Raw genomic sequence first — 22,639 nt, 5'->3', positions numbered from 1 at the left:
GGCAGGCAGGCTACAGTGGTCGCACCCACCCTTGCGGATACCTGCATGCCCGATCGTGAAATCCGTGCGTTGCGCGAGCGCAACGCCGAGCTCGAATCCCGTCTGGCCCAGCTCCAGAACGTTGACAACAGCTTGTACCGCTTCCTGTTCGACACCATGGACGAAGGTTTCTGCGTCATCGAGTTCTTCGATGGCCCGCATGGCCCGCTGAGCGACTATATCCACGTGGTCGCCAACGCGGCCTACGCCCGCCATGCCGGAATCCCCAACGTGACCGGACAAAAACTGCGCGAAATGGTGCCAGACGAGGCCGACGACTGGGTGGCACGTTATGGGGCGGTGCTGCGTACGGGCGAACCCATGCAGTTCGAGCAGGAACTGGTCGCGACCGGCCACGTGCTGTCTGTCACCACCTTCCGCGTCGAACCAGCAGAACGCAACCAGGTAGCTGTCTTGTTCCAGGACGTCACAGAACGACGCCGCGCCGAAACCGCCCTCAAGCAGCTCAACGACCAGCTCGAACAGCGGGTCGCCGAGGCGCTGGCCGAGCGCAGCCTGTTCGCCGAGCTGGTCGAGCGCAGCGTGGCGCGGGTCCAGGTGGTCGACACTGCGCTGAACTTCCTGGCGGTGAACGAACGTGCAGTGAAAGACTTCGAGTTCCTGTTCGGGCACGGCATCAAGGCCGGCGACAACCTGCGCGAGGCGCTGCGCGAATTCCCCGAGGAATTGGCCCGTTCCGAGCAGTTGTGGCAACGGGCACTGGCCGGCGAAAGCTACATCGAAAACATCGTGTATGGACGCAGCGGCTCCCTGCGCCATTTCGAATTGCGCTTCAATCCGTTGCGCAACAGCCTTGGCCTGGTCGTAGGGGCTCATGTGTTCATCTATGACATCAGTGCAAGGGTCGATGAACAGCAGCGCCTGCTCCATGCCGAGGAAGCGCTGCGCCAGGCGCAGAAAATGGAAGCCGTGGGTCAGCTCACCGGCGGCATTGCCCATGACTTCAACAACCTGCTCGGCGGTATCCTCGGTGCCCAGGAACTGGTGCGCCAACGCCTGGAACAGGGCCGCCATGAAGAGATCGGGGAACTGCTCGACACCGCCGGCAACTCGGCCCGGCGCGCCGCCGCCCTGATCCACCGCCTGCTGGCGTTCTCCCGGCGCCAGACCTTGCTGCCCCAGGCCACCGCCGTGTGCGCACTGATCATGGGGATGGAGGAATTGATCCAGCGCAGCGTCGGCCCGGCCACCCATGTCGAAGTGCACTGCGCCGAGGACCTGTGGCCAGCCTTCATCGACCCGCCGCAACTGGAAAGCGCCCTGCTCAACCTGTGCATCAACGCCCGTGACGCCCTGCCCGGCGGCGGGCGTATCGGCATCCACTGCGACAACCAGGTACTCGACGCCCGCCGCGCCGCGCCCCTGGACCTCAAGCCCGGCGATTACCTGTGCCTGAGTGTCGAGGACAATGGCCGCGGCATGACCAGGGAAGTGCTCGAACGAGCCGTCGACCCGTTCTTCACCACCAAGCCACTGGGCCAGGGCACCGGACTGGGGTTGTCGATGGCCTATGGTTTCGTTCGCCAGTCCGGCGGGCAACTGCACATACGCTCGACCTTTGGCAAAGGCTCGCGGATCGAGTTGTACCTGCCGCGCCACAGCGAAGCGCCACAAGAAGAACAGCCCTCTGTCGCCAGCCCCAGGGCACGACTGGACAGCGCGAAGATCCTGCTGGTGGAGGACCAGGCCGCGTTGCGCCTGGTGATTGGCGAAGTGCTGGAGGAGCTGGGCCACCAGGTCGAGGGCGTGGAACAAGGCCCCGCCGCCCTCAAGGCCCTGGATGGGGGATTCGTACCGGACCTGCTGATCAGCGATATCGGCCTGCCTGGCGGCCTCAATGGCCGCCAGGTGGCAGAAGCCTGTCGTGCCCGCCACCCGCACCTGCCGGTGCTGTTCATCACCGGCTATGACGAGCGCGCGGCGCTGAGCGATGGGCAATTGCCACCTCGCACTTCGGTGCTGCTCAAGCCGTTCGAGCTGGACACCATGGCCGAGGCGGTCGCAAAACTGCTCGGCGAGCGCTGAGCCGCGTCAGCGGCCACCGCCCAGGTCGATGAAGCTGCCGGTGGAATAGGACGCCTTGTCCGAGAGCAGCCAGAGGATCGCCTCGGCCACTTCCTCGGGCCTGCCGCCCCGCCCCATCGGCAGGCCCGGCTCGAGCTTGCTGACCCGGTCCGGATCACCGCTCAGGGCATGGAAGCCGGTATGGATATAACCGGGACGCACGCCATTGACCCGGATGCCATCGCCCGCCACTTCCTTGGCCAGACCGATGGTGAAGGTGTCCAGCGCACCCTTGGAGGCGGCATAGTCGACGTATTCGTTGGGCGAACCCAGGCGCGCGGCGACCGACGACACATTGACGATCGCCCCGCCCTTCCCGCCATGCCGACGCGCCATGCGCAGCAAGGCATGTTTGGCGCAGAGCATGGGCCCGACCACATTGGTTTTCATCACCTTGAGCAGGCGGAACTCGGACATGTCCTCGACCCGGCTCTGCTGGCCGATGGTCCCGGCATTGTTGACCAGCGCAGTCACCGGACCGAGTTCCTGGTCGACCCGCTGGAACAATTGCACCACCTCGTCCTCGACGCTGGCATCGGCACGCACGGCAATGGCCATCGCGCCCAGCTCGCGGACCTGGGCCAGCACCGCCTCGGCGGCCTGGTCGTCGGCATGATAGTTGATGCAGATGCGATATCCCTGGCGCGCCGCCTGCAAGGCGGTGGCGGCGCCGATACCCCGGCTGGCGCCGGTGATGACGATGACCTTGTCCATGACTCTGCCAAGTTGCCGGAAAAGACCTACAAGATTAGGGGAAAAGCCGTCATTTGAAAATGCCATCGTCGGGCGCCACGACGACTACTCCAGCGTCGTTGATATCGACTTGGCAGCCAGGGCGTCGACGCCGGCAATCGAACGCCGCCAGCGCCTGCCCCATGAGCACGGCAGCTTCACGCGGCCTCAGTGCCCGCTGCGCAACATTTCCTTCGGCACGTACTTGCCGATCTCGTACTTGCCGACAGCCGCCCGATGCACTTCGTCCGGGCCGTCGGCCAGGCGCAGCGTGCGCTGCATGGCATACATGTAGGCCAGCGGGAAATCGCCACTCACCCCGGCCCCGCCATGGATCTGGATGGCCCGGTCGATCACCTTCAGCGCCACGTTCGGCGCCACCACCTTGATCTGCGCGATTTCGCTGCGTGCCACCTTGTTGCCGACGGTGTCCATCATGTGCGCGGCCTTGAGCGTCAGCAGCCGGGCCATGTCGATCTCCATGCGCGAATCGGCGATCTTGTCGATGTTGCCGCCCAGTCGTGCCAGCGGCCGGCCAAAGGCGGTGCGCTCGACCGAACGCTTGCACATCAGCTCCAAGGCACGCTCGGCCATGCCGATCGAGCGCATGCAGTGGTGGATACGTCCAGGCCCCAGGCGCCCCTGGGCGATCTCGAAACCGCGGCCCTCGCCGAGGATCACGTTGTCGTAGGGCACCCGCACGTTCTCGAACAGCACCTCGGCGTGACCGTGGGGCGCATCGTCGTAGCCGAACACCGGCAGCGGGCGGACGATCTTCACCCCCGGCGTGTCGGTAGGCACCAGGATCATCGAGTGCTGCTGGTGACGCGGGCCCTCGGGGTTGGACAGGCCCATGAAGATCATTATCTTGCACCGCGGGTCACAGGCCCCGGAGGTCCACCACTTGCGGCCATTGATCAGCCACTGGTCGCCGTCGCGCACGGCGGTGGCGGCCATGTTGGTGGCGTCCGAAGAGGCCACGTCCGGCTCGGTCATGGCGAACGCCGAGCGGATCTCGCCACGCAGCAGCGGCTCCAGCCATTGGCGCTTCTGCGCCTCGCTGCCATAGCGCACCAGCACCTCCATGTTGCCGGTGTCCGGCGCCGAACAGTTGAACGGCTCCGGTCCCAGCAGCGAACGGCCCATGATTTCGGCCAACGGCGCGTATTCCAGGTTGGTCAGCCCGGCGCCGTACGCCGACTCGGGCAGGAACAGGTTCCACAGCCCCTCGGCACGGGCCTTGGCCTTGAGCTCCTCGACGATGGCGGTGGGCTGCCAGCGGTCGCCCTCGGCGACCTGGCGCTCGAACACCGGCTCGGCCGGGTAGACGTATGCATCCATGAATGCGCTGACACGCTCGCGCAGTGCCTGGACCTTGGGCGAATAGGCGAAATCCATCGGGGCTACCTTCCGTCAATGAAGAACATGCCGCAGAGCCTAGAACAGCCACCCTTCATCCACCTAGTCTATTTTCTACGTGTATAAACATTCATAACCGATATATGATCAGCCGATAACTCCAACAAAGAGCGGCGCCATGAACCTCAGCAAGGTCGACCTCAACCTGTTCATCGTCTTCGACGCCATCTACACCGAAGCCAACCTGACCCGCGCCGGGCAGATCGTCGGCATCACCCAGCCGGCGGTGTCCAATGCCCTGTCGCGGCTGCGCGAGACCTTCAACGACCCACTGTTCGTGCGCACTGCCCAGGGCATGGTGCCCACCCCGATGGCGCAGAACATCATCGGCCCGGTGCGCAACGCTCTGTCACTGCTGCGCACCTCGGTGCAGGAAAGCCGCATCTTCAACCCGCAGCAAGCCAGCAAGACCTTTCGCATCAGCATGACCGACCTCACCGAGGCGGTGGTCCTGCCGCCGCTGTTCCAGCGCCTGCGTCGGCTGGCGCCGTCACTGGTGATCGAAAGCTTCCTGTGCAAGCGTCGCGAGACCACCAAGGAACTGGCCGCCGGTCGCCTGGACTTCGCCGTCGACGCGCCACTGAACACCGATCCGCAAGTACGCCACGTCAAGCTGATGCAGGACCACTACGTCTGCGCCATGCGCCCTGGCCACCCGCTGGCCGACAGCAAGCTGACCCTGGACAGCTACCTGGGCATGACCCACATCCACATTTCCAGCCGCCGCAACGGCCTGGGCTATGTCGACCTGGCCCTGGGCAAGATGGGCGTGCAACGCCGCGTGGCGCTGCGCTCGCAGCACTACCTGATGGCCTCGCAGGTACTGCAGCAGACCGACATGGTGATGACCGTGCCAGAGCGTTTCGCCCGGCGTCACCAACTGCGCCACCAGCCGCTGCCCGTCGAGGTGCCGGCGCTGGAGACCCACCTGTACTGGCACGAAAGCACCGACCAGGACCCAGCCAACCGCTGGATGCGCGAGCAGATCATCGAACTCTGCGAGCGGGTGGTGGCCCAGGACGAACAGGCCCTGGAAAGCGCCTGATGAATAGCTCGAGGCAGTGCGCCTACAAGCGCGCCCAACTGGCGAATAATCTTTCATCCCTGCGGGAGCCATGAAACATGGGTTCTTGCAGCTGCTTACACAGTGCCCGCAGGGAAAACCGCCTCGATTAGAAAAGTATTTTTTCTACGAAAAAGCGATTCACTAGAAATAAACAGTCAAATCAATACGACCAAGGGCAACCAAGAGAAAAGGCTCATCGCGCTGGCCGGATAGCATTTGCTGCATATGGATATCGACTGGCGGTATCCCTGCACGGACCTGCGCCGACCATGCCCAACGCCCCGCTCTACTTCGACTACGCCGCCACCACCCCGGTCGACGACCGCGTCATCGAGACCATGCTTGGTTGTCTTGGTCGCGAAGCCAACTTCGGTAACCCGGCCTCCAGCGGCCACCTTCATGGCCAGTCCGCCCGCGCCGCGGTCGAGCAAGCCCGTCGCCAGGTGGCCGAACGGGTCGGCGCCGAACCTGAGGCGCTGGTCTGGACCTCCGGCGCCACCGAATCCAACAACCTCGCCCTCAAAGGCATCACCCAAGGGTTCGCCGAGCCAGGCCACCTGATCACCAGCCTGATCGAACACAAGGCCGTGCTCGACACCGTCGCCGAACTCGAACGCCAAGGCTGGTCGGTAACCCGCCTGGCTCCCGACGCCGCCGGCCTGATCCAGCCTTCGGCGGTGCAGGCCGCGCTGCGCCAAGACACCCGCCTGGTATCGCTGATGGCGGTGAACAACGAACTGGGCACCGTCACCGACTTCGCCGCCATCGGCACACAGGTTCGCGCACACGGCGCACTGCTGCATGTGGACGCCGCCCAGGCGGTGGGCAAGGTGGTCATCGACCTGGCGCGCCAGGCGGTGGACCTGATGTCGTTCTCCGCGCACAAGGTCTATGGCCCCAAGGGCATTGGCGCACTGTTCGTCGGCGAGCGGGCGCTGCCGCTGCTCAAGGCGCAGATGCACGGTGGCGGCCACGAGCGCGGCCTGCGCTCGGGCACCTTGGCCACGCATCAGATCGCCGGGATGGGCAGTGCCTTCGCCCTCGCCGGGCAGCCGGGCGATGCCGAGCACCAGCGCCTGCAGCAACTGAGCATGCGCCTGCGCGACGGACTGCTGGCCTTGCCGGGCGTGCGCCTCAATGGCTGCGCCAGCCAGCGCATCCCCCACACCCTGAACCTGTGCATCGAGGCCAAGGGTTTCAACAGCGCCGCGCTGGCCGGCGAACTGGCGTTGTCGTCGACCTCGGCCTGCAACTCGGCCGCCAACAGTGCTTCCCATGTGCTGCTGGCGCTGGGGCTGGCAGAGGCGCAGGCACGCCAGTGCGTGCGCCTGAGTATCGGCCGCTTCACCAGCGCCCAGGACGTGGACAAGGCCATCGATGTGTTCAGCCGGCAGATCGCCGCGGGCACGGCATCCTTGTGGTGACCCAGGCCCCGGTCGCTGCCGGGGCCTGGGCCTCGTTCAGAGCCGCAGGACCGGCCCCTTGATATCGTTCGGCGGCGGGATGTCAGGCCCCCCTGGCAGGTGAGGAGGCGGAACATCCGGCAGCAACCGGGCCGGCGGGAACACCGGCATGATGGTCGCATCGTGGCCGCCGCTGACCAGCTCCAGTTCGTCGCTGCCAAGCATGCGGAGCGTGCGCGAAGTTTCAACAGACATGGGTGTCACTCCTGTGTGGGTCAGTATTCGCCTTTCCAGCCGAACAGATCTTCCGGCCATTCGGGGTACTGTGGTGGCGGGTCGCCGGGACGCTGGCCGCCGACCGCGTCGGTTTCCGCATCGCTCAGTTCGCGAATAGGCTCGTTGGACGGGTTCATCGATCACGCTCCTTGTTGGGGAAAACCGCGTTGATTATCGACCGCGCGGAGCACCTTGACCCTAGGGCTGGTGTACTAGTGTCCTGTCTCGGAAATACGTGCTCTTTTGGCGAGTGGCAACGCTGGCCGGGCGCCGGGCTAGCCCTTGCCCAGGTTGAGCGCGACAGCCGCGCGAACCAGTGCGATGAAGGCCGTCTCGTCGAGCCGGTCGTGCTCGAACAGGTCGATGGCCCGGCGGGTACCGCCATCGAGGCTGGCGTTGAACAGGCCCGTCGGATCCTCCAGACGGGCGCCCTTGGCGAAGGTCAGCTTGAGCTTGTCCTTGTAGCTTTCGCCGGTACAGAGGATGCCGGCATGGGACCAGACTGGCACGCCGCGCCACTTCACCTCTTCCTGCACCTGCGGCTCGGCCTGGTGAATCAGCTCGCGCAGGCGCGAAAGGCGCGGGGCGCGCCAGTCGCCCAGGCTGGCGATACGGGCATCGATCTGTTCGCTGGCGGACGGCACGGACATGACGGGGCTCTCCTCAGGCTCGAGTGCCTGAGTATCGACCATCGCCAGGGACCGTGCCTGATCAGAGGAAGGTGAACACGTCACTGGCCGGCAGACGCGACTTGCCCAGCCCGGCGTTGAAGTCCGCCTCGCTGCGATAACCCAGGCACAGCATCACCACGCTGGTGAAGCCCTGCTCACGCAGGCCCAGTTCGGCATCCAGCGCCTTCGGATCGAAGCCCTCGATCGGGGTGGCGTCCAGGCCATAGGCCGCAGCGCCCAGCAAGGCGGTACCGAGGGCCAGGTAGGTCTGCTTTTCCATCCAGTGCTGCAGGTCCTTCTGGTCGTGACGGTGCAGGTTGACGTAGAAACGCCGGCTCTGGTCCTGGCCTGCCCGGGCCTGATCGTCGCGGAAACGCCCATCCAGGCCTTCCTGGGCCAGTACCTTCTGCAGGTGCGCCTCGGTCATGTCGGTACGCGCGGCGAAAACGATCACGTGGGACGCATTGAGCAGCTTCGGTGTGTTGTAGGCGAAGCCGACCTCGGTGCTCCTGGCCAGGCGAGCCTTGCCTTCGTCACTGTCGGCGACGACGAAGTGCCAGGGCTGCGAGTTGACCGACGACGGGCTGTGGCGCAACTGCTCGAGCAGCGCGTCGATGGTCGCCTGGGGGATGCGGCGGCTGGCATCGTAGGCTTTGGTGGTGTAGCGGCGCTTGGCCAGGGCAACGGTATCCATGATGCGGGAACTCCTCGCAGGTTCGTGATTGAGGCGCATCTTAGCGTTCCGGTTTAAAAGAAAAACCCGCACAATGCAGCAACACTTTCATCCCTGGAGTGAAAATGCTGCGCATCGCCGATCTGGAACTGTTCGTCCGCGCCAGCGCCCTGGGCAGCTTCACCGCCGCCGCCCATGAGGCCAACCTGCTGCCCGGCCAGGTAGCGGCGGCGATCAAGCGCCTGGAACGTGAACTCGATGTACGCCTGTTCGCCCGCACGACCCGCAGCCTGCGTCTGACCGCCGAGGGCGAGCTGTACCTGCCGACCGCCCGGCGTGTGCTCGAGGCGTTGCGCCAGGGGCACGAGGACCTGCATGGCGGTCACAGCAGCCTGCGCGGCGTGCTGCAGATCGCCGCGCCCTCGGACATGGGCCGCAACCTGCTGCGTCCCTGGCTCAGCGAGTTCCGCCGCGCGCATCCGGGCCTGAGCCTGCGTTTTTTTCTCTCCGACCAGTTGGCCGACCTGCACCGCGACCCGGTGGATGTGGCCATCCGCTATGGGCGCAACGAGGACGCCAACTACATCGCCCTGCCCCTGGCCCCCTGGAACCGCCGGGTGCTGGTCGCCGCCCCCGACTACCTCGAGCGGCACGGCCGGCCACGCACGCCGGACGACCTGCAGCAGCACGCCTGCCTGCTGTACCTGCAGCACAACCGGGTGTACGACAAATGGCGCCTGGGCAACCGCACCGTGCAGGTTGGCGGACCGCTGGTCAGCGATGACGCCGATGTGGTGCGGCGCTGGGCGCTCGAGGGCGAAGGCATCGTCTACAAGTCGTGGCTGGACGTCAGCGCCAACGTCGCCGCGGGCGAGCTGGAGATCCTGTTGCCCGAGCACCCGGGCGAGGCGACCCCGGTGACGCTGGTCTGCCCGCACCGCAAGCAGGTGACGCCCGCGGTGACCCAGTTGCACCTGTGGCTGCGTGAACGCTTCGCCGGCCTGCGCCCGGAGGGTGTGTTGCCGCCGGTGGCACCCGGCGTATAGTCACCGACCGCCGCCACACCCCGATCCTGAGCACCCCCGCCCCTCAACACAGGTGCTGCACGAACCACCCCCGCGCCGCCTCGGCCGCCTGCTGGAAATGCCGTGCGTAAGGGTCGAAATGCCCATCCGGCAACAGCACCAGCCGCTTTGGCTCCCCGGCCTGGTTGTAGGCCGCCAGGGCCAGGTCGGCCGGCGTCACGGTATCGCGCTCGGCCACCAGCATCAGCAGCGGCGTCGGGCTGATGCGGGCAATGGTCAAGCCTGGCTCGTACTCGCTGGCCAACTCGCTGGAGCGCAGGGTGACCCGGTTGTCCCAGCCACCGTCCAGGGCCCGGGCCTGGGTGTAGAAGGCCTCGGCATCGTCACCGGCATAAATGCCTGGCTCACCTGCCTCGGCGATCACCCGGCGATAACCAGGGGCACCACCGTCCTGCCGAGCACACCGGTCCCTGGCGAACGCGGCACGCACCTCGTGCACCCGGTCGCCGGCGCGCCGCAGGAAACTCTGGTAGCCACTGATGGTCGGCACCTGCGCCACCACGCAACGCACCCGGCGATCCCAGGCCGCCAGCTGCAGGGCATGCCCGCCGCTGTAGCTGGAGCCCCAAACACCGATGCGCCGAGCGTCCAGTCGTGGTTGCAGGCTCGCCCAGGTAAGCACCTCACGCAGATCATCGAGTTGCTGGCGTGGGTCGATCTCGCCACGCAAGGCGCCGCCACTGCGGCCAAAGTTGCGCTGGTCATACACCAGCACCGCCAGGCCGGCGCCGGCGAAGTGGGCGGCGAAGCGGTCCAGGGCCTGCCCTTTGAGGGCCGCGAAGCCCGGGCTCATGAGCACCACGGGCAGCAGGCCGGATACATCGGGGAGGTAGTACCAGGCATCGAGCTCGATGCCATTGACCGGTATGGACAGGGTCTGGCGGGTGAATGGTGTGGGCATTGCGGGCCTCCGACGGCAGATCGGGCGACCTGCAGCTCAGGTTTGTACGAAAAGCATGGTCATCCATCATTGTGGGAGCGGGCCCGCTCCCACAGGACTTTCGTGCAGAGCTTAGGGCCAGGCAACACATTGCGCTGGCGCGCAATGGTCAAGCTTGAGCGCCAACCGGTCAGATTGCGCCGAACGCGCTCGGCGCACAGCCCATCAACCGGCGAAACGCCTTGGCGAACGCCGCCGGCGACGCATAACCCAACTCCGCGGCAACGTGCCCGACCGGTTCGCCCTGCTCAAGGCGCGGCAGGGCTGCGAGCATCCGCGCCTGCTGGCGCCAATGCTGGAAGGTGCAACCCAGTTCGCTGCGGAACAACCGCGCCAGCGTGCGCACCGAGGCCCCCACTGCCTGCCCCCAGGCTTCCAGGCTGCGCTCGTCGCCTGGCCTGGCCAGCACCGCCGCGCACAGTTTCTGCAAGCGTGGCTCAGCCGGCATGGCCAGGCGCAATGGCAGGTCACGGGCGCGGCGCACTTCGGCGAGCAGCAAGGTCATCAGCAACGCATCGTGGCTATCCGCAGGCGTGTCCTCGTCGATGGGCCGGGCACGCAGCAGCAGTTCGCGCAGCAATGGTGTGACCATCAGGCTCTGCGTCACCTCGGGCAGGCCCTGGACATCCTGATGCACGTAGAGCGTGCGCAAGCTTACCGCGCCACGGGCCCGCAGGCTGTGCGGCACGCCAGCCGGCACCCACAGCCCCTGTTGTGGCGACAGCACCCAGAAGCCCTGGGCACCCTGCAGCTCCATGATGCCGCGCACCGCGAACACCAACTGGCCGGCCTCGTGCCAGTGCGCCTCGAGGCGCTGGCCGTCGGCGTACTCGCGGCACACCGGGCGACAACGCTGGCCGGGGTGCTCGAATACCGGCAGGTGACGACTCACGCCGCCCCGCCGAGGGCCTGGCGGAAGCGCCGGGTGCTGGCCAGTGCCACGACCAGGCCGGCCAGCGCCACGCCGCCACCGACCAGGCCGATGTCGGCCACGCCCAGCTGGCTGCTGACAATGCTGCCGAGCAAGGCGCCGCCACCGATACCGATGTTGTAGATGCCGGAGAACAACGCCATCGCCACGTCGGTGGCGTCCGACGCGAGCTTGAGGGTCTTGGATTGCAGCGCCAGGCTGAAACTCAGGATCGCCACGCCCCAGACCATGCTCAGCCCGGCGAACAGGTAGAAGTTGCCCGACAGCGGCAGCAGCAACAGCAGGCAGGCCGCCAGCGCACCGATGGCACCGACCAGGAAGCCATGAGGAAAGCGCTCGCTGTAGCGACTGAACAGCAGCGAACCGAACACCCCGGCGCCACCGAACAGCAACAGCAGCAAGGTGGTGCGCTCGCCACCGATCTGCGCGACGTGCAGGGCGAACGGCTCGATGTAGCTGTAGGCGGTGAATTGCGCGGTGATCACCAGGGTCACCAGCAGATAGGTGATCACCAGTGCCGGGCGCTTGAACAGGATCGGCAGGCTGCGCAGCGAACCGGAGTTCTGGCTCGGCAGCAGCGGCAGCGATTTCATCAGGCACAGCATGGTTGCCAGCGCGACCCCGGCGATGCACAGGAAGGTGACGCGCCAGCCCAATGCCTCGCCGACCACCCGCCCCAGGGGTATGCCCATGACCATGGCCAGGGTGGTGCCGGTGGCCAGCAGTCCCAGCGCCTTGGCCTGTTGCCCCGGCGGCGCCACGCGCACCGCCAGGGAGGCGGTGATGGCCCAGAACACGGCATGGGCCAGGGCGATGCCGATGCGGCTGACCAGCAGCATGGCGAAGCTTTGCGACAGCCACGACAGCAAGTGGCTGAGGATGAACACCAGGAACACGAACAGCAGCAGGCGTCGGCGCTCGATGTTGCGGGTCATCAGCATCATCGGCAGCGAGGCCAGGGCCACCACCCAGGCATAGATGGTCAGCATCAGGCCGACCTGGGCGGTGGTCATGTCGAAGCTGCGCCCGATATCGCTGAGCAGCGCCACCGGGACGAACTCGGTGGTATTGAAGATGAACGCCGCCAATGCCAGGGCGATGACGCTCAGCCAGCTGCCGTTGCCGGCATTGGGCGGCGTTGCGGTGGGTACGGGACCATTCATGTGAAGACGTTTTACTCCGCGGACAAGGCGATATGACGCACCTCACGGGCCAGGGTTCAAGGCCGGTGACGCACGGTTTGTTATTGGAAGGATGCCGGCATGGTACGCATCGCGCCCAGACCTCACAACCACGGGCGCCGACGGGGTAACATGCGCGCTTGCGTGCACCTTTTTGATGCATGACCACAAGCATCGCGGAACAAGGAGTCCGATCCGCCATGGACAAGCAGCACCCCCAGCAGCAATGGCGCCAGGCCATCGTCGGCTACGCCGAGGCCATCAACCGTTATGTGGCGCAGGGTCGCGCACACGGCTGGGACGATCTCGAAGAGCCCGAAGCGCCCGCCATCGGACACCTGCTGGACGCCTGGCAGGCGGCCCTGCTGGCAATCAACCGCCCCGATACCGCCGAGCAGCAACGCCAGCTGTTCCGTGAGGCCTGGCCACCGGCGCACTTGCCTTTGGTGCCATTGCTCGACGAACAGGCCCAGGGGATCGGCCACCTGTTGCTGCTCGACGACGGCAGCGTGCTGGCGCGCGTCGGCATGCCCCACGAGCGCGGCCAGGTGCTGCGCATCGACAGCCAGGGCACCACCCCGGTGATCGGTGTCGAACATTTCGGCCGCTGCCCGCAGCGGCGCTACTTTGCCCTGGGCAACGCCGAGGGCGTGCGGATCACCGAGGGCTGGGGCGGCCCCATGGTGGCGCGACTGGCCTGGCCAAACGGCCTGGAAGGCCTGCCGGCAGGCTACCCGTTCGAGCCACTGGACCTGCCCCCCACACCCACCACGCTGACCCCCTTCCCCGATGGCAAGCGGGCCTTGCTGGTCAGCGCCGACGGTATCTTCATCCTCGCCAGCGAAGGCGCCACCCGCCTGCTGCCGCGCCAAGGCGACATCCTCGACGACCTGCGCCAGGGCGTCGACCCGGACGATGTCGCCCTGGGCTTGTCCATGGAGCATGCCGCGCTGTCGCCGGATGGGCGCCTGATCGCCCTCGGCGAGCAGTGCGGCCGCCACCTGGTGCTCGATGAACGACTCCTGCCCCTGGCCGAGATCGGCCCGGCCAGCGAGTACCCGCACTTCGCCCTGTTCAACCAGCGCGGCGACCAGTTGATTCTCAACGCCTGCCACTTCTACCAGGGTGGCACCGTCGGCGTGCGGGTCGATGACCTGGCCGGGCTCGACACCGCGCACTACAGCGACGACCCACGCACCCCGCTGCTGCAGGACGGCGCGCGGCTGTACGCAGGCGTGGCCCGCGACGGCGAGTACATCGTCGGCGACGCCCACGGCTACCTGCGCGCATTTGGCGAGGATGGCCGCGAGCACTGGCAGCACTACCTGGGCTCGACCATCAGCGCCATGGACATCAGCGCCGACGGCCGCTCCCTGGTGGCGGCCAGCCATGCCGGGTTCATCTCGCTGATCGCCCTGGACAGCGCCAGGCCTGACTGGCAGATCGGCACCGGGGAGCACGCAGAGGTACGCCGCTGGATCTGCTGGCGCGGGTTCGACAGGCCGCTGGCCTGGTAGCCCGTGCCGGCCTCAGGCCTGGAGGGTCGCCATGTCGATCACGAAGCGGTACTTCACGTCACCGGCGATCATTCGCTCGTAGGCCTGGTTGATGTTGCGGATATCGAGCATCTCGATGTCGCAACTGATCCCGTGCTCGGCGCAGAACTCCAGCACCTCCTGGGTCTCGGCGATCCCACCGATCAGCGACCCGGCCAACACCCGGCGCTGCATGACCAGATTCGCCGCATGCAGCGGCGGCTCGACCGGCTCGATCAGCCCGACCAGGATGTGCACGCCGCCGAACTTCAGGGTCTCCAGGTAGGGGTTGAGGTCGTGCTGCACCGGAATGGTGTCGAGCAGGAAGTCGAAACGCCCGGCAGCCGCGCGCATCTGCTCGGCATCGGTGGAGACGACCACATGGTCGGCACCCTGGCGACGGGCCTCCTCGGCCTTGGCCGCAGAGCGGGTGAACAGGGTCACCTCGGCACCCAGTGCCTTGGCGAACTTGATGCCCATGTGCCCCAGCCCGCCCATGCCGAGCACGCCGACCTTGTGCCCGGGGCCGACGCCATGGTGCTTGAGCGGCGAATAGGTGGTGATGCCGGCGCACAGGATCGGCGCCGCGCTGGCCGGTTCCAGCCCTTGGGGGATACGCAGCACGAAGTGCTCGCTGACCACGATGCTGCTGGAGTAGCCGCCCAGGGTGTTGCTGCCATCGACCCGATCCGGGGTGGCGTAGGTCATGGTCGGACCTTCCAGGCAGTACTGCTCGACGTTCTGCCGGCAGGCTTCGCAGTGGCGGCAGGAGTCGACCATGCAACCGACCCCGACCAGATCGCCGACCTGGTGGCGGGTGACCTGCCCGCCCACTGCGCTGACCCGACCGACGATCTCATGGCCCGGCATCAGCGGGTAGACGGCGATGCCCCATTCGTTGCGCGCCTGGTGGATGTCGGAATGGCAGACACCACAGTAGAGGATCTCGATGAACACATCGTCCGGCCGCAGGCTGCGGCGCTGGAAGCTCATGGGAGCCAGGGGGCTGGTGGAAGACTGGGCGGCATAACCGATGGCGGTGTACATGGACAACCTCTTGCAAGTGAAACGGTTCAGGCGGCGCATTTTGCGCATCCGTATCGCCCTCGCCCATCGCCGATTCTCCGGCATGCATGCCTGATTCTCCGGAATGGGCCACCGTAGCCTGGCGTTGGCCAGCTATTCTGCGAAGATGCGATTGTCCGATTCTCTGCCCGGGTAGACCATGCACCTGACTTGCCACGTGGACGCCAACGCCACCCTCTGTTCACTGATCCGCGCCCTTGCCACACGCCCGGGGTTCGTCCCCACGGCCCTGCCCCAGGTCCAGGTACTCACCTGGGAGCACTATGTGGCCAGCAGCCCGCAGCTCTACGAGCCGAGCCTGATCATCCTCGCCCAGGGCAGCAAGCTCGCACGCCTGGGCCCGCGCACCCTGGAATACGGCGCTGGGCACTACCTGGTGCAGGCGTTGTCGGTGCCGTTCATGTGCGAGACCTTCGCCACCGCCGAAGCACCGCTATTGGGCGTGGCGGTGAACATCGACCGGGCGCTGCTCGGGGAACTGGTGCAAAGCATGAACCTGCCGCCGGATGTGCCGGTTCAGGCGCAGACCCCGCAGTCGATGACCTCCGCCGCCCTCGACGCGCCGATGCGCGCCAGTGTCGAGCGCCTGCTGCAATCCCTGCAGGACCCGCTGGACGCCCGGGTGCTGGGGCCGTCGCGGGTACGCGAAGTGCTTTATACCGCGCTGCGCGGGCCACAGGCCGGGGTGTTGCGGGCACTGGTCGAGCAACAAGGGCATTTCGCCCGCATCGCCGCAGCCCTGAGCTACCTGCGCGAACATTACGCCGAACCGCTGGGCGTGGACGAGTTGGCCGGCCGGGCGAACATGAGCGTGTCGACCTTCCACGAGCACTTCAAGCGCTGCACCGACCTGGCACCGATGCAGTACCTCAAGCGCCTGCGCCTGCTCAAGGCGCAGCAGATGCTGATTGGTGAAGGCCTGGGGGTGGCGCAGGTGGCGCATCGGGTGGGTTACCAGAGCACCTCGCAGTTCAGCCGCGAGTACAAGCGCCAGTTCCAGCGCAGCCCAGGGGAGGAACAGCCGTACCAGAGCCTGCCGGTGTGAGGCGCACTGGCACCTGACCGCCCCTACTGGCGCGACACCATCGCCACGATGGTCGCCTGCAACTCTCGCTTGGCCGTCTCGGTATCCAGCTCCCCGTTGGCGGCGGCCTGGGACAAGGCATCCGCCGCCCCCACCAGCACCCGCAACCCGGCCATGCCAATGTCGCCAGCCGGGGCAAAAGCGGCCAGCGCCTGCCGGCACTTGTCGAGGAACGGCCCTTCATAGGCCCGCTTGAGCGCCTCCATCTCCGGGGAACCGGCCAACGCCGCACTGACCCCGGGAATCTCCCGTCCCTGGCTGGCCACGCAATCGACATAGGCCTCGGCGATCACCCAGGCACGTGCCGGCAGCTCGGCCGCGCACCCGGTCAGGGCCTGGTCGAGCATGGCGGTCTGGCGCGCATCGTACTCCTGGTACAACGCCACCAGCAGGCCGGTGCGGGTCTCGAAATGGTCGTACACCACAGGCTTGGTCACCCCGGCCTGTTCCGCCAGACGGCCCAGGCTCAACCCCTCGGTGCCCTCGTCGCGCACCAGTTGCCAGGCCACATCGAGTAGCTGGCGGCGGCGCTCCTCACGAGAAAGACGCCTGCGCGGGGTGTTCTTGTCATCGCTTGACATCGCTTACCTACCAAAAGTAACTTACCAAAAGTAACTTACTGCGAGTATATAACCCTCGCCCCTCCTGCGCACCTGCCTGTGGAGACACCACCATGCATGCACTGATCGTCATCGGCCACCATGATCCCGACTCCCTCACTCATGCCATTGCCGCCCAGATTGCCACTGGCCTGCAGGCCAGCGGCCACACCAGCGAACTCGCCGACCTGGCCCGGGAAGGCTTCGACCCACGTTTCGGCCTGGCCGACCACGCCGTGCATCGCCGCCTGGCCGCGCCACCGGCGGACGTGCGGGCCGAACAGGCTCGCATCGAACGCGCCGATACCCTGGTACTGGTCTATCCCATCTACTGGTGGTCCTTGCCGGCCCTGCTCAAAGGCTGGGTCGAGCGAGTATTCAGCAATGGCTGGGCCTTCGACTATGCCGCTGACGGCAGCACCACCAAGCGGCTGCAGGGCATGACCGCACACCTGGTCGGCGTGGCCGGCGCCGATGTCGGCACCTTCCAGCGCCACGGCTACGACGAGGCGATGCGCGTGCAGATCGAACATGGCATCTTCGATTACTGCGGCGCCCGGGTCCTGAGCTCGATCTTGCTGGACGACAGCGAGGGGCGTGACCCGGCCCGGCATCTAGCGACAGCGCACGCCTTGGGCGCAGGTCTGTTCAGCAACACGCGACGCCATGAACCTGCGACCGCGGGTTGAGTTCAACGTGCCGCCGACCTGCGCCTATTGGCGCTGAGCGGACACCGGGGCCTCCATCGCCCATTGCGCCAGTGGCCAGTACCGCCCCTTGCGCGACTCGAACAGTACAAAATGGCGAGCGTTCAGGAAGAACTCGGGGGCCTCGCCGGCTTCGGGTACCTGGTCCCGATAATCTCGCGACAGCGTGAGGTGCGGTCGATAGTCCCGCGACTGCGCCGCGAGGCCCAACGGCAACAGCGCCTGTTCCAGCGCATACACCAGTTGCCGCAGGGCTGCCGGCGCCTGCGCCGGCTCCAGTACCAACGCACTGGCACGCGGCCAGGCCTGCAGGCGATCCAGCAGCAGCCGCAACGGCGCCCGTGGGCGGCTCAACTGGTCGACCGCCGCACAGATCGCCGGCACCTGCGCGGCATCGACATCGCCAAGAAACAGCAAGGTAACGTGGAAGTTCGCTGCCGGCACCGGCTTGCCGCTGCGCAGACCCAACCCACGCCGCCACTGCGCCATGGCCCGGCACTGGGCGTCGCTGACCGGCAAGGCGAAGAACAGACGCTTGAACGGGGCACCGCTGGGGCGCGGATCCTGGACCATGTGGCACTCCCTGGCGGTGGGCGAAGGCTTCGAGTGTACCCTGCTGCGCGTAGGAAAATGACCGAACAGCCAGTTGAATCGTTTGCGCAAACCGTAGGGCATCCCACTTAAGTCGGGCGGATTTGTCGTAACAATAAGTACAAACACGCGCCACGATTGTTTATGCTGGCGGGCTTACGCCATGGCGCATGGCCATTTTTCGACAAGTAAACGTCCATGAAAATCGCACTCGTACTGATCTTCGTCCTCTCGATCGCCTATGTTCACCTGCGCGGCCGGGTTCGTCACAAGCTGACCCGCCAGCTCGGTGACCACTCCAGTTTCCTGGCCCCGGTCAACGCCTTCCTCTACCTGTTCTCCAAGCACCCGGCCAAACCTTACCTGCCCGTCGAGGCCTTTCCCGAGCTGCAGGTACTGCAGGACCACTGGCAGGAAATCCGCGCCGAGGGGCAGCAGTTGCTGCAGGCGGGCGAGATCAAGAAATCCGACAACTATGACGACGTCGGCTTCAACTCGTTCTTCAAGACCGGCTGGAAACGCTTCTACCTGAAGTGGTACGGCGAGAGCCACCCGTCGGCGATGACCCTGTGCCCGCGCACCACCGAGTTGCTGCAAGGCATCGGCACGGTCAAGGCGGCGATGTTCGCCACCCTGCCGCCGGGCGCCAAGCTGGTGCGTCACCGCGACCCGTACGCAGGCTCCTACCGCTACCACCTGGGCCTGGACACACCGAACGACGACGGCTGCTACATCGACGTCGACGGCGAGAAGTACTCCTGGCGCGACGGTGAGGGCGTGGTGTTCGACGAGACCTACATCCACTACGCCGCCAACACCACCGAACACAACCGCATCATCCTGTTCTGCGACGTCGAGCGCCCGCTCAAGTACCGTTGGGCCAGCGCGTTCAACCGCTGGTTCAGTCGCAACGTGATGGCCGCGGCCGCCGCACCCAACGATGCCAACGACAAGACCGGCGGCATCAACCGCCTGTTCACCCGCATCTACAAGATCCGCGAACGCGGCAAGGCGATGAAGAAACGCAACCGTACCCGCTACTACCTGGAGAAGTGGGCCGTGGTCGCGGCGCTGGTACTGGTGTTCATCTACATCTGAAACAGCTGTCGCCAACGCGGGGCAAGCCTGATCCCACCATCCGTGGGAGCGGACTTGCCCCGCGTTCGTTTGCGCCTGGAGAAACCCTTGCCTTCGACTAGCCTGAAAGCTCCTGTTGCCAACCTGACAAGGTGAACACGATGAGCATGATGGACTGGGACGCCTACCGTAAGCAGTTGATGGCCGGCATCGGCGATCTCAAGCAACTCTCCCCCGACACCGTGGCCGGCTACATGACCGCCAGTGGCGCCGGTGCCAAGACCAATCACCTGGATGCCAAGACCCGCGAGCTGATCTCCCTGGCCGTGGCGGTCACCACCCGCTGCGATGGCTGCATCGCCGTGCATTCGCAGCAGGCGGTCAAGCACGGCGCCACTCGCGAAGAAATCGCCGAAGCCCTGGGCGTGGCCGTGGCGATGAACGCCGGTGCCGCGCTGGTGTACTCGGCCCGGGCCATGGATGCGGTGGGCAAGGCCAACGGCTGACCCGCCGCGGCGTCGTCGCCCTTGCGCGACGGCGCCGCGCCACCCAGACTTGGCGGCCTAGCCACAGCAGGAACCGCCATGATCCATATCCGCCCCATGACGCCCGACGACTTCGAGCGCTTCTGGCCCACCTTCCAGGCCATCGTCCAGGCCCGCCAGACCTACGCCTTCGACCCCGCCCTCACCTACGATCAGGCCCGCGCACTCTGGTTCGAGGCCCCACTGCGCACGTTGGTCGCCGAAGACGCCGGTGAGTTGCTCGGTTCGTACTACCTCAAGGCCAACGCCGGCGGCCCTGGCAGTCACGTGGGCAACTGCGGCTACATGGTCTGCGAAAATGCCCGGGGTCGCGGCGTGGCCAGGCTGATGTGCGAACACTCGCAGAAACTGGCCCGCCAGGAGGGCTTCCTGGCACTGCAGTTCAACTCGGTGGTGGCGACCAACGAAGTGGCCGTGGCGTTGTGGCACAAGCTCGGTTTCGAGACGGTCGGACGACTGCCCAGGGCCTATCGCCATGCCGAGCTGGGCCTGGTGGACAGCCTGGTGATGTACAAGTGGCTGGCCGACGAGCCGGTGCTGGAGAAACCGCCCCTGCTGATCGGACGCAAGAACATCGAGGCACGGGTGTCGCGCCGGCGTGGGCGCTAGCTTGTTGCGCGACTTCGGCACTGCCTGTGAGGCCAGCATTGCTTGAGAACGTCATGCCGCGATGGTCTCGCTGGCGTGTTCTGTTCGGGGCTGGCGACGGTGCGCAGCCCGCCATCAGCCTTGAATGATTGAATCGATATCGAGGGGACGCGATGCTCCGCCAGGGTGGCCAAGGATTGCTGCGAATGCCTCTTCATCGTTGATGGCTGGAAGCGGCGCCTTGGCCAACTGCTCGACCGCTTTGTTTTCCGGATGCGCGTCCCAGCGTTTCAGGCTCTGTGCCAGCACTTCGGCCTGTCGTGACAGCGAGCCATAGACATCCGCCCCCTGGACCCTCGCCCAGCGCAAGGTCTGCATTCGCTCGAGGGTCGCGCCGATCTTGTAGACCTCGCGCTGGAACGCATCCAGCGCCTGCTCATGGGCCTCGACATACTTGGACGGACGCCCTCGCTGGCTGCGGATCCTGTATTGCAACTGGTCCTTGACGTTTTTCAGTTGACCATCCAGCGCGCTGAACTCAGCATCGGTGATCTTCGGCCGCTCGAGCGCCAGTGCCTCCTGCCAGCGACGAAGCGTGGCCCAGCTGGCGGGGATGTAGCTGCCCACCATGGAGTGGTTGTCGAAATGAAATGCCTGGGCGATCAGCCCAGGCCGGTCAGGCAGGCCATTGACTTGCTGGACGGCCAAGGCACAGGCCGCATGCTGGGTGATAGTGTCGCAGCCAGGCTGCCAGAGAACCGAAGAAGGTGCTTGGCCGCCGAAGTCCACAGGCAGGAAATGGTGGAGCGTGCCGTGGTGCTCGTAGGGCTCTCCGGTCAGGTTGGTGATGCCTGCCGCGAATAACGAAAGGCCTGCCGGGACGTTCACGAAGGAAACCACCGCGCCGAAACCGTAGACCTTGGATTTGCTATTCAGCCAGGTGCCCGGCACGCTGGGGATGGGGTCGTTGTGGTTGACCATGCGGTAATGCGTCAGGTCGGCGGCTTCCTTGACGAATGTTGCATCAGCGGCTCTTGGCGAGCCGTATGTGTAAAGAACAATGTCCAGCTTATATATTTTCTGGCGGCGTAACATCTCAGAAGCAAGCAAAGCAATAGCCCCACCTAGACTATGCCCACACATGATCAGCTTCTGGCCAATATAAAATTTCTGGAGGTACTGGAGCGCAAATCCATAGACGCGTTGAGCCGCTTCATAGAATCCCCGATGCACCTTTCCAGCGCCCTCCTGAAACGGAACTTGATATGCATCTGCATCCCGCAGGAAGTCCGGCCCCTCACTGGTACCACGTACAGCAATGACAATCACTTCGTCGTTGTGCGTGACAAACGCTTGGGTGTCGGTACTGTAATCTTGGTCACGGTCATCTAGAAAATGGATGCTGCCAGGAGTTTCTTGATCACTTCCTAGCTCCGGGTTATTTGCTGGATACAGAACGGGGTCAAAAGGTACGACCTCCAGGCGCTTGGAATACGGCACATCTTCATACAACGGGTAGAATGCCTTGATTTGCCCGGCGTCAGCCTTCCAGATTTCATCGAACTTCGCCAGGGCGTCACCAAACCAGTTACCCACGCTCGGAGCCTGTTCAAAAGTAACAACATTTTCTTGAACTGGAATCTCGTCCGGCTCCTGGCCGAATGGGTTATAGCTCAAGGTGGCCATGATCGCGAGTTGATACAGATTCAGCGCACAGAACTGCGAATCGGTGGACAACACTGGACACAACGCTCGTAGCGGGCGGACTTCCAGAACATTATGTCTGTTGGGAAGCAGACAGACGCCTTGCTCACCACTCTTGCGCATCAAGCGTCTTAAACCTTCAAGAGGTGGATATTTTGCGTCGACCTTAGGCGGCAGATGTGCGACATGATTGACAAAATCACGAACCTCTACCTGATAAAAAGCATCCGCGCAGGCTTGCGCGGGGTTGTCTTGGGTGCGCGAACCGTCCTTGTGCAGATGACGAGTTTGTTCGGCTCTAACTTGAAGTTCAGTTATTGGCAAAGGGTAGCTCGTTCTTTGCATCCTACGTAAATAAGTGAGCTCCTGCCCTTTGTACTCATCCAGAATAATCACCACCACTGGGCCGGCAAAGTGCCCATTCACCTTACCAACCCCCATGGAGTCGAGCCGCCCCTGATAAGTATGACCCTCCGCGTCGACAACCTCATAAGACAGTCCAGCATATGGTTGCCCTTCGCCAAACTCATCTACCAATTGAAAGCTGGTCCACTGCCCTTGAAAAGGGCAGGCATAGACACGATCACTTAAAGGATGTGCCAGCTGTTTTTCCAGCATTGTC

At 65.2% G+C, this 22,639-nt stretch carries 23 protein-coding genes; 10 read left to right on the top strand and 13 right to left on the bottom strand.

Features of this window, described 5'->3' with window-relative positions; translation table 11 throughout:
* Nucleotides 1-45 precede the first annotated feature (45 nt).
* Nucleotides 46-2,085: an ATP-binding protein gene (locus F3J43_RS17665; protein WP_166889407.1), complete on the top strand. Its 2,040-nt coding sequence runs from the start codon at nucleotides 46-48 to the stop codon at nucleotides 2,083-2,085.
* A gap of 6 nt (nucleotides 2,086-2,091) precedes the next feature.
* Here F3J43_RS17665 and F3J43_RS17660 read toward each other — a convergent pair whose 3' ends face one another.
* A complete protein-coding gene (locus F3J43_RS17660; protein ID WP_166889404.1) occupies nucleotides 2,092-2,838 on the bottom strand; it encodes an SDR family oxidoreductase in 747 nt (248 codons plus the stop codon).
* A 186-nt stretch (nucleotides 2,839-3,024) separates the two neighbouring features.
* Nucleotides 3,025-4,254, bottom strand: coding sequence for an acyl-CoA dehydrogenase (locus F3J43_RS17655; protein ID WP_166889401.1), 1,230 nt, complete (start codon nucleotides 4,252-4,254; stop codon nucleotides 3,025-3,027).
* Between the two features lie 139 nt (nucleotides 4,255-4,393).
* On the opposite strand from F3J43_RS17655, the gene F3J43_RS17650 reads away from it, so the two are divergent.
* Together F3J43_RS17650 and F3J43_RS17645 are read left to right on the top strand one after the other, a co-directional pair.
* A complete protein-coding gene (locus F3J43_RS17650; protein ID WP_166889398.1) occupies nucleotides 4,394-5,320 on the top strand; it encodes a LysR family transcriptional regulator in 927 nt (308 codons plus the stop codon).
* A gap of 290 nt (nucleotides 5,321-5,610) precedes the next feature.
* Complete coding sequence (locus F3J43_RS17645; protein WP_166889395.1) at nucleotides 5,611-6,765, top strand: cysteine desulfurase family protein; 1,155 nt, start codon at nucleotides 5,611-5,613, stop codon at nucleotides 6,763-6,765.
* Nucleotides 6,766-6,801: 36 nt separating this feature from the next.
* On the opposite strand, the gene F3J43_RS17640 is transcribed toward F3J43_RS17645, so the two are convergent.
* The 4 genes from F3J43_RS17640 to nfsB form a co-directional block, all read right to left on the bottom strand.
* The gene (locus F3J43_RS17640) at nucleotides 6,802-6,999 is read right to left on the bottom strand and encodes a hypothetical protein (RefSeq protein ID WP_166889392.1); all 198 of its coding nucleotides are present in this window, start codon (nucleotides 6,997-6,999) and stop codon (nucleotides 6,802-6,804) included.
* 20 nt (nucleotides 7,000-7,019) lie between these two features.
* Nucleotides 7,020-7,157 (bottom strand): hypothetical protein, encoded by a 138-nt coding sequence (locus tag F3J43_RS17635; RefSeq protein WP_166889389.1) that lies wholly within the window; start codon nucleotides 7,155-7,157, stop codon nucleotides 7,020-7,022.
* Between the two features lie 138 nt (nucleotides 7,158-7,295).
* The gene (locus F3J43_RS17630) at nucleotides 7,296-7,670 is read right to left on the bottom strand and encodes a DUF1801 domain-containing protein (protein WP_166889386.1); all 375 of its coding nucleotides are present in this window, start codon (nucleotides 7,668-7,670) and stop codon (nucleotides 7,296-7,298) included.
* A 61-nt stretch (nucleotides 7,671-7,731) separates the two neighbouring features.
* Entirely contained in the window at nucleotides 7,732-8,385 is a 654-nt protein-coding gene (nfsB, locus tag F3J43_RS17625) for an oxygen-insensitive NAD(P)H nitroreductase (RefSeq protein ID WP_166889383.1), read from the bottom strand.
* A gap of 104 nt (nucleotides 8,386-8,489) precedes the next feature.
* On the opposite strand from nfsB, the gene F3J43_RS17620 reads away from it, so the two are divergent.
* Entirely contained in the window at nucleotides 8,490-9,410 is a 921-nt protein-coding gene (locus F3J43_RS17620; protein WP_166889379.1) for a LysR family transcriptional regulator, read from the top strand.
* Between the two features lie 43 nt (nucleotides 9,411-9,453).
* Here the strand turns inward: F3J43_RS17620 and F3J43_RS17615 are convergent, their stop codons facing one another.
* From F3J43_RS17615 to F3J43_RS17605, 3 genes are all read right to left on the bottom strand, one after another.
* Nucleotides 9,454-10,350, bottom strand: a complete 897-nt coding sequence (locus tag F3J43_RS17615) for an alpha/beta hydrolase (protein ID WP_166889376.1) — start codon at nucleotides 10,348-10,350, stop codon at nucleotides 9,454-9,456.
* A 169-nt stretch (nucleotides 10,351-10,519) separates the two neighbouring features.
* Entirely contained in the window at nucleotides 10,520-11,281 is a 762-nt protein-coding gene (locus F3J43_RS17610) for an AraC family transcriptional regulator (RefSeq protein ID WP_166889373.1), read from the bottom strand.
* Nucleotides 11,278-12,483, bottom strand: a complete 1,206-nt coding sequence (locus tag F3J43_RS17605; RefSeq protein ID WP_166889370.1) for a sugar transporter — start codon at nucleotides 12,481-12,483, stop codon at nucleotides 11,278-11,280. The genes F3J43_RS17610 and F3J43_RS17605 overlap by 4 nt, the downstream gene beginning before the upstream one ends.
* A 218-nt stretch (nucleotides 12,484-12,701) precedes the next feature.
* On the opposite strand from F3J43_RS17605, the gene F3J43_RS17600 reads away from it, so the two are divergent.
* On the top strand, nucleotides 12,702-14,018 hold the full coding sequence (locus F3J43_RS17600) for a hypothetical protein (protein ID WP_166889367.1): 1,317 nt from the start codon (nucleotides 12,702-12,704) through the stop codon (nucleotides 14,016-14,018).
* 12 nt (nucleotides 14,019-14,030) lie between these two features.
* Here F3J43_RS17600 and F3J43_RS17595 read toward each other — a convergent pair whose 3' ends face one another.
* On the bottom strand, nucleotides 14,031-15,083 hold the full coding sequence (locus tag F3J43_RS17595; RefSeq protein WP_166889364.1) for an NAD(P)-dependent alcohol dehydrogenase: 1,053 nt from the start codon (nucleotides 15,081-15,083) through the stop codon (nucleotides 14,031-14,033).
* A gap of 178 nt (nucleotides 15,084-15,261) precedes the next feature.
* On the opposite strand from F3J43_RS17595, the gene F3J43_RS17590 reads away from it, so the two are divergent.
* Complete coding sequence (locus F3J43_RS17590) at nucleotides 15,262-16,167, top strand: AraC family transcriptional regulator (protein ID WP_166889361.1); 906 nt, start codon at nucleotides 15,262-15,264, stop codon at nucleotides 16,165-16,167.
* 23 nt (nucleotides 16,168-16,190) lie between these two features.
* Here F3J43_RS17590 and F3J43_RS17585 read toward each other — a convergent pair whose 3' ends face one another.
* Entirely contained in the window at nucleotides 16,191-16,787 is a 597-nt protein-coding gene (locus tag F3J43_RS17585; protein ID WP_166889358.1) for a TetR/AcrR family transcriptional regulator, read from the bottom strand.
* Nucleotides 16,788-16,879: 92 nt separating this feature from the next.
* On the opposite strand from F3J43_RS17585, the gene F3J43_RS17580 reads away from it, so the two are divergent.
* The gene (locus F3J43_RS17580) at nucleotides 16,880-17,494 is read left to right on the top strand and encodes an NAD(P)H-dependent oxidoreductase (RefSeq protein WP_166889355.1); all 615 of its coding nucleotides are present in this window, start codon (nucleotides 16,880-16,882) and stop codon (nucleotides 17,492-17,494) included.
* Nucleotides 17,495-17,518: 24 nt separating this feature from the next.
* Here F3J43_RS17580 and thpR read toward each other — a convergent pair whose 3' ends face one another.
* Complete coding sequence (thpR, locus tag F3J43_RS17575) at nucleotides 17,519-18,085, bottom strand: RNA 2',3'-cyclic phosphodiesterase (RefSeq protein ID WP_166889352.1); 567 nt, start codon at nucleotides 18,083-18,085, stop codon at nucleotides 17,519-17,521.
* A 216-nt stretch (nucleotides 18,086-18,301) separates the two neighbouring features.
* Here thpR and lpxO point away from each other — a divergent pair, with 216 nt between their 5' ends.
* The 3 genes from lpxO (at nucleotide 18,302) to F3J43_RS17560 (ending at nucleotide 20,334) form a co-directional block, all read left to right on the top strand.
* Nucleotides 18,302-19,201: a lipid A hydroxylase LpxO gene (gene lpxO, locus F3J43_RS17570; RefSeq protein ID WP_166889350.1), complete on the top strand. Its 900-nt coding sequence runs from the start codon at nucleotides 18,302-18,304 to the stop codon at nucleotides 19,199-19,201.
* Nucleotides 19,202-19,347: 146 nt separating this feature from the next.
* Entirely contained in the window at nucleotides 19,348-19,686 is a 339-nt protein-coding gene (locus F3J43_RS17565) for a carboxymuconolactone decarboxylase family protein (protein ID WP_205297944.1), read from the top strand.
* A 78-nt stretch (nucleotides 19,687-19,764) separates the two neighbouring features.
* Nucleotides 19,765-20,334: a GNAT family N-acetyltransferase gene (locus F3J43_RS17560; RefSeq protein ID WP_166889333.1), complete on the top strand. Its 570-nt coding sequence runs from the start codon at nucleotides 19,765-19,767 to the stop codon at nucleotides 20,332-20,334.
* Nucleotides 20,335-20,448: 114 nt separating this feature from the next.
* Here F3J43_RS17560 and F3J43_RS17555 read toward each other — a convergent pair whose 3' ends face one another.
* A complete protein-coding gene (locus F3J43_RS17555; protein WP_286184748.1) occupies nucleotides 20,449-22,635 on the bottom strand; it encodes a lipase family protein in 2,187 nt (728 codons plus the stop codon).
* Nucleotides 22,636-22,639 lie beyond the last annotated feature (4 nt).

Origin of the sequence: Pantoea sp. Cy-639 (assembly GCF_011752525.1) — a bacterium.
Classification (GTDB): Bacteria; Pseudomonadota; Gammaproteobacteria; order Pseudomonadales; family Pseudomonadaceae; genus Aquipseudomonas.
This window is presented reverse-complemented; position numbering and strand designations above follow the sequence as displayed.

Bases quoted from the DNA above. Each gene is read 5' to 3' on its own strand.
- F3J43_RS17665 (WP_166889407.1), top strand. From the start codon at position 46: ATGCCCGATCGTGAAATCCGTGCGTTGCGCGAGCGCAACGCCGAGCTC.
- F3J43_RS17660 (WP_166889404.1), bottom strand. From the start codon at position 2,838: ATGGACAAGGTCATCGTCATCACCGGCGCCAGCCGGGGTATCGGCGCC.
- F3J43_RS17655 (WP_166889401.1), bottom strand. From the start codon at position 4,254: ATGGATTTCGCCTATTCGCCCAAGGTCCAGGCACTGCGCGAGCGTGTC.
- F3J43_RS17650 (WP_166889398.1), top strand. From the start codon at position 4,394: ATGAACCTCAGCAAGGTCGACCTCAACCTGTTCATCGTCTTCGACGCC.
- F3J43_RS17645 (WP_166889395.1), top strand. From the start codon at position 5,611: ATGCCCAACGCCCCGCTCTACTTCGACTACGCCGCCACCACCCCGGTC.
- F3J43_RS17640 (WP_166889392.1), bottom strand. From the start codon at position 6,999: ATGTCTGTTGAAACTTCGCGCACGCTCCGCATGCTTGGCAGCGACGAA.
- F3J43_RS17635 (WP_166889389.1), bottom strand. From the start codon at position 7,157: ATGAACCCGTCCAACGAGCCTATTCGCGAACTGAGCGATGCGGAAACC.
- F3J43_RS17630 (WP_166889386.1), bottom strand. From the start codon at position 7,670: ATGTCCGTGCCGTCCGCCAGCGAACAGATCGATGCCCGTATCGCCAGC.
- nfsB (WP_166889383.1), bottom strand. From the start codon at position 8,385: ATGGATACCGTTGCCCTGGCCAAGCGCCGCTACACCACCAAAGCCTAC.
- F3J43_RS17620 (WP_166889379.1), top strand. From the start codon at position 8,490: ATGCTGCGCATCGCCGATCTGGAACTGTTCGTCCGCGCCAGCGCCCTG.
- F3J43_RS17615 (WP_166889376.1), bottom strand. From the start codon at position 10,350: ATGCCCACACCATTCACCCGCCAGACCCTGTCCATACCGGTCAATGGC.
- F3J43_RS17605 (WP_166889370.1), bottom strand. From the start codon at position 12,483: ATGAATGGTCCCGTACCCACCGCAACGCCGCCCAATGCCGGCAACGGC.
- F3J43_RS17600 (WP_166889367.1), top strand. From the start codon at position 12,702: ATGGACAAGCAGCACCCCCAGCAGCAATGGCGCCAGGCCATCGTCGGC.
- F3J43_RS17595 (WP_166889364.1), bottom strand. From the start codon at position 15,083: ATGTACACCGCCATCGGTTATGCCGCCCAGTCTTCCACCAGCCCCCTG.
- F3J43_RS17590 (WP_166889361.1), top strand. From the start codon at position 15,262: ATGCACCTGACTTGCCACGTGGACGCCAACGCCACCCTCTGTTCACTG.
- F3J43_RS17585 (WP_166889358.1), bottom strand. From the start codon at position 16,787: ATGTCAAGCGATGACAAGAACACCCCGCGCAGGCGTCTTTCTCGTGAG.
- F3J43_RS17580 (WP_166889355.1), top strand. From the start codon at position 16,880: ATGCATGCACTGATCGTCATCGGCCACCATGATCCCGACTCCCTCACT.
- thpR (WP_166889352.1), bottom strand. From the start codon at position 18,085: ATGGTCCAGGATCCGCGCCCCAGCGGTGCCCCGTTCAAGCGTCTGTTC.
- lpxO (WP_166889350.1), top strand. From the start codon at position 18,302: ATGAAAATCGCACTCGTACTGATCTTCGTCCTCTCGATCGCCTATGTT.
- F3J43_RS17565 (WP_205297944.1), top strand. From the start codon at position 19,348: ATGATGGACTGGGACGCCTACCGTAAGCAGTTGATGGCCGGCATCGGC.
- F3J43_RS17560 (WP_166889333.1), top strand. From the start codon at position 19,765: ATGATCCATATCCGCCCCATGACGCCCGACGACTTCGAGCGCTTCTGG.
- F3J43_RS17555 (WP_286184748.1), bottom strand. From the start codon at position 22,635: ATGCTGGAAAAACAGCTGGCACATCCTTTAAGTGATCGTGTCTATGCC.